Source organism: Acidimicrobiia bacterium (assembly GCA_029210695.1).
Lineage (GTDB): Bacteria > Actinomycetota > Acidimicrobiia > Spongiisociales > JAHEDJ01 > JAHEDJ01.
On sequence record JARGFH010000113.1, the window covers coordinates 1 to 4755 of the forward strand.

Genomic DNA, 4755 nt, shown 5'->3' on the forward strand with positions numbered 1-4755 from the left:
TCCAGTGTGACCGAAAACGACCTCGAACGCGAGCACCCCCGACCCACAACCACCAACTTTTTCGGCAGCCACCTAGCTGTGCGAGAGGAGGTGACATGCAGAGACTTCACAAAGACGACGACGGGTTCACCCTGGTCGAGTTGATGGTTGTGGTGCTCATTATTTCCATTCTCATCGCCATTGCCGTTCCTACCTTCATGGGTGCCAGGACGAGATCCCAGAATCGTGCCGTTCAGAGCGATCTTCGGAACGCCCTCACGGCAGCCAAGGTCTATTACGCGGACAAGACAACCCAGGACTACGGGTTTGCGATCGCGGATCTGGCCGCCGTCCACGCCAACCTCGCCTTCGTTGCCGGTAATGCACCGGCGCTCAAGGAAGTCGGGTTCATCGCGCTGGCCAACACCGATGGGTTCGTCGACCAGGCGGTGGTATTCATCAGCCAGAGTGCATCGGGATCATGGTTCTGCCTTGTGGACGAAGCCAGCGGGAGCAGAGCCGGCACTTACTATGGCATGGTTGATGCACCAGGTAATGGTGCCGACCTCGACTCACTGGTCGAGTGTGCCGGTGGTTGGTAGCTCCGCTCGACGTAACGGGATTGCGGGCCCTGCGGGGTCCGCAACCGCGATGACCCTGTGCTTTAGGCTGTCGATCGTCAGGAGTGTTGCGAGATGACTGGGTTGGCTGCCGGCTTCGCCGGTGTTTTTGGGCTTGTGTTCGGCTCTTTTCTCAACGTGGTTGCCTACCGGGTGCCGCTCGGGCGCTCGGTGGTGAATCCGCCGTCCGCTTGCCCGGCGTGCGGGGCTCCCGTTCGCCCGCGTGACAACATCCCGGTGGTCTCCTGGTTATTGCTCGGCGGCAAGTGCCGGGACTGTGCTGCTCCGATTTCCTCGCGCTATCCGATCGTTGAGGTCCTCACCGGCGCTTTGTTCGCGGCAACGGTCTTCGTGACCGACATCAACTGGGTGTTGCCTGCCTACTTGTGGTTCACGGCGGTGACGCTGGTGTTGATCCTCACCGATCTAGATCACAAACGCATTCCGAATCGAATCCTCTACCCGGGGACGGTGGTTGGTGTACTGCTGCTCGCGATTGGGGCGGTCCTTGATAGTCAGCTCAGTCAGTTCGGCCGGGGCGCATTGGGGGGCTTGTTGTACTTCGCAGGGTTGTTCTTGCTCGCCCTGATCGCCCGCGGTGGCTTCGGGTTCGGCGACGTCAAGCTCGCCTTCCTGCTGGGACTGTTCATGGCCTTCCGCGGGTGGGAGCATCTCGTGGTGGGAATCTTCCTTGCCTTCTTCATCGGTGGTCTGATCTCGATCGCGCTCCTCGTGAGCCGGCGGCGGGGGAGAAAGGACGCCATCCCGTTCGGCCCGAGCCTCGTACTGGGAGCATGGATCGGCATCGTCTACGGCCTCCCGATCGCTGATTGGTATCTGGGTATTTAGCCGATTCAGTTCGATGTGTGAAGCTCTTTTCGAACTCTCGGTTCTAGGTTCTGGGTTCTAGGTTCTGGGTGCGTCAGGCGTCGTCGGCGTCGGGGGGATCGAACCTTCAAATCTGAACCCGGTACCACCTTGCGTCCAGGCCCGATCTTCCTCCCGGATGCACTTGCCTTGGTTACACTTGTGTAGTTACATGTTCGTAATCAACGCGGTGCGCGCTGCACCGCGAGAGGCGCAACATCTATGCGGTCGCCTGGAGCGGAGAACTGATGGCGGTCAATGTGGGGTTAGACATCGGCACGACTGCTGTGCGTGCTGCGGTAGTCAACGCCGGGAAAGGCACCCCGACACTCCAACGATACGGTGAAGTGGCGCTGCCGCCGGGCGCCGTCATCGGGGGCGAGATCGTCGATGAAGACCTGGTGCGCGGCGCTCTCACCCGACTCTGGAAAACGGCCAAGCTGCCCAAGAAGCGCGTGGTTCTCGGAATCGCCAATCAGAGGGTGATCGTCCGCCGGGTCGATCTCCCGTATATGGCGGAAGATGAACTGGCTGAGTCGCTCGCCTTTCAGGCACAGGAGTACATTCCCATCCCGATCGAGGACGCCATCCTCGACTTCATTCCGCTCGAGGAGTTCACGACACCGGACGGCGAACCCATGTTGTCGGTTCTTGTGGTAGCTGCTCAAAAACAGATGGCAACGGATGTGCTTCGCGTGGTCCAGGGTATTGGCATCAAGCCCATGGCCGTCGACCTCCAGGCTTTCGCGCTCGTGCGAGTCCTCTTTGGTGGTGATTTGAATCTCGATACTGCACCCCAGGCGATCATTAATATCGGGGCCGGTCTTACGCAGGTGGTCATCGTCAAGGGCGGAACCGTCCGCTTTCTCCGGATCGTCTCATTGGCAGGTGAGGACTTCTCGAGAGCGCTCGTCGACGGCATGGGGATGGATGCAGTTCAGGCTGAGCAGACCAAACGCCGGGTCGGCGTTGCCATCGAAGGAACCCCGGTCGGCAGCGAGGGCGATGACAAGGCCCGTGTTCTGCTCACCAGGCAGGCCGATGCGTTGATCGACGAGATCCGGGGTTCGGTCGACTACTACTTGTCGCAGGCCACCGACGGCGGAATCCAACGCATGTACGTTGCCGGCAACGGGGCGAGGCTGCCGCACCTGGCCAACCGCCTGGGGCGCTCCCTCAACATCGAGGTGGCGCCTATCCGGATGCTGGATGGGGACCGGCTGAGCATCGGAAAAGTGGGGCTCTCGGAAGCTGAACTGGCACAGGCACAGCCTGTTTTGCCGGTGCCGGTCGGCCTGGCCCTCTGGGGTGAAACCTAATGCGACCGATCAACCTTCTTCCACCGGAGGTTTCGGAGAAATCGAAGGCGCGACGCAAGATCTTCGGGATGATGCTCGGAGTGCTGGCGTTCGTGGCGGTGCTGGCGCTGGCCACATTCTGGCTGGTCGGCCAGGCCAATGACGCCGAGTCCGACCTGGAGGCCCAACGCCAAGAGAATCAGCGATTGCAGGCAGAAATCGGTCAGCTGGACGGTGCCAGGCAGTTGCGGGCGGACTATCAAAGCGGCGTCTCCAGAGTGCAGCTGGCGCTCGCCAACGATATCGCATGGGGCCGGCTGCTCAACGATCTGGCGAGAATCATCAACGATCGAGCCTGGCTGTCGTCTCTGTCTGCCCAGGCTTCGACGCCGACGGAGACCGATGTCACGTTTGGCACGCTCAGTGTGAGCGGTACGGCTTTCTGGTATGAAGACGCCTCCTCGTGGCTGCGGGTCCTCGACTCGAGCTATTGGCCGGCGGTGGGCGCTGGGTGGGTGAGTTCAACCTCGGTGTCCGAAATCGAGGAGATACCGGTCGTCAACTTCAGTTCCGCGGCCGCGTTGACGTCGGCCGCTTTGTCCACTCGAGTAGTCGACCTCATTCCGGAGGTTCCGGAGTGAGGCGCATACTGGTCGGATTACTCATCGCGGTTCTGATCTCCGCCGTCTGGTACTTCTTCGTCGTTGGTCCGATCAACGAGCGGAAGGAAACCGCCCAGATCGACCTCGAAACCGCTCAGACCGAGGAGTTCACTCTCCGGACCACACTGTCGCGACTTCAGAAGATCGAAGAGAACCAACTGGAATACGCCACCGCCATCGGTCAGCTCGAGACGGGGATTCCATCCACCCCCCGACTCGCCGAACTGATCGACGATCTCAACTACCTGGCCGATGAGAACGGGCTCGCCTGGACGAGCGGAAGCTACACGGTGCCGAACCTCATCCAGGGCACCGAGGTCTTCGAGATCGGTGTCACCGTGCAGGTGCAGGGTCAGTTCTTCGAGATACTCGGATACCTCTACGGGATCGCCGACCTGGATCGGATTGTGCGGATCGACTCACTCACCTTGTCCGCCAGTACGGATGAAGCCGGATTCCACTCAATGAACGCGACGATCTCCGGCGTTGTATTCACGACCAGCGAAGTGGTCATACCGCTCGAGCTCTCGTCGCTCCTGCCGGCGGAACCGGCCGCCGATGAGGCTCCGGCGGAGGATGCCCCCGCTGAGGATGCCCCCGCTGAGGAACCTGCCGCCGGTGCAGATGGTTCTACTGAGACAACGACCACGACGGTAGGGGGATGACATGCAGCCGCGCACGATACGAAGAGCCGGAACCGCGATCGCCGTCTCGATCCTCTTGATCGGGTTCGGAGTGGCGGCCGTCTGGTTGGCTCTCGTTCCCGGATATCGCGCTCAGACCGAGGTTCTGTCGGGCGAACTGGCGTCGACCGACACCATCGCAGTCGAGGCTGCTCCACTGCTCGAGGGCATGAAGGTGGCTGCCAACTTTCAATTCTCTCAACCCCGCGATCCCTTCCGGCCGCTCATCGTCGCAGGCGGAGTCATCATCACCGATGGGACCTCGTCGGGTGGCGGAGGATCGGTCACCGGCACGGTAGTGAAGCTCCTCGATATCACCGACGTCGGTGGGGAGCTTCGGGCCAAAGTCGAGGTTGCCGGTGTCGAATACGACGTCGGGGTCGGCGAGACCTTCGCCACCAATTTCAAAATAGTGAGCCTCGATGCAGACTCGGCGGTCATCCTCTTCGGCGACAACGCCTTCGAACTCTTGATCGGCCAGGAGATCATCAAATAGCGACCTCCGTTTTAGGTTTTGAGTTATGGGTTGTACTTGGCGGCCCGCTGTAAATCACAACCCAAAACCTAGAGGCAGTCCGCCAGGACATCGTGCCTGTTGTGTAGCGCGTCTATGTCCGCCAGGAGATTGTTCCTATGCGTGGTGGTA

The 4755-nt window shown here is 60.8% G+C and carries 6 protein-coding genes; all 6 read left to right on the forward strand.

Annotated features, from left to right (window positions below; translation table 11 throughout):
* Positions 1–95: 95 nt before the first annotated feature.
* The 6 genes from P1T08_18175 to P1T08_18200 all read left to right on the forward strand — a co-directional run bounded on the left by P1T08_18175 (position 96) and on the right by P1T08_18200 (position 4605).
* A complete protein-coding gene (locus P1T08_18175; protein ID MDF1598005.1) occupies positions 96–581 on the forward strand; it encodes a prepilin-type N-terminal cleavage/methylation domain-containing protein in 486 nt (161 codons plus the stop codon).
* 93 nt (positions 582–674) lie between these two features.
* Entirely contained in the window at positions 675–1448 is a 774-nt protein-coding gene (locus P1T08_18180) for a prepilin peptidase (GenBank protein ID MDF1598006.1), read from the forward strand.
* A gap of 266 nt (positions 1449–1714) precedes the next feature.
* Positions 1715–2785, forward strand: coding sequence for a type IV pilus assembly protein PilM (gene pilM / locus P1T08_18185; GenBank protein MDF1598007.1), 1071 nt, complete (start codon positions 1715–1717; stop codon positions 2783–2785).
* A complete protein-coding gene (locus P1T08_18190) occupies positions 2785–3405 on the forward strand; it encodes a PilN domain-containing protein (protein MDF1598008.1) in 621 nt (206 codons plus the stop codon). The genes pilM and P1T08_18190 overlap by 1 nt, the downstream gene beginning before the upstream one ends.
* Positions 3402–4091 (forward strand): type 4a pilus biogenesis protein PilO, encoded by a 690-nt coding sequence (pilO, locus tag P1T08_18195; GenBank protein ID MDF1598009.1) that lies wholly within the window; start codon positions 3402–3404, stop codon positions 4089–4091. The genes P1T08_18190 and pilO overlap by 4 nt, the downstream gene beginning before the upstream one ends.
* A 1-nt stretch (position 4092) precedes the next feature.
* Entirely contained in the window at positions 4093–4605 is a 513-nt protein-coding gene (locus P1T08_18200) for a hypothetical protein (GenBank protein MDF1598010.1), read from the forward strand.
* Positions 4606–4755 lie beyond the last annotated feature (150 nt).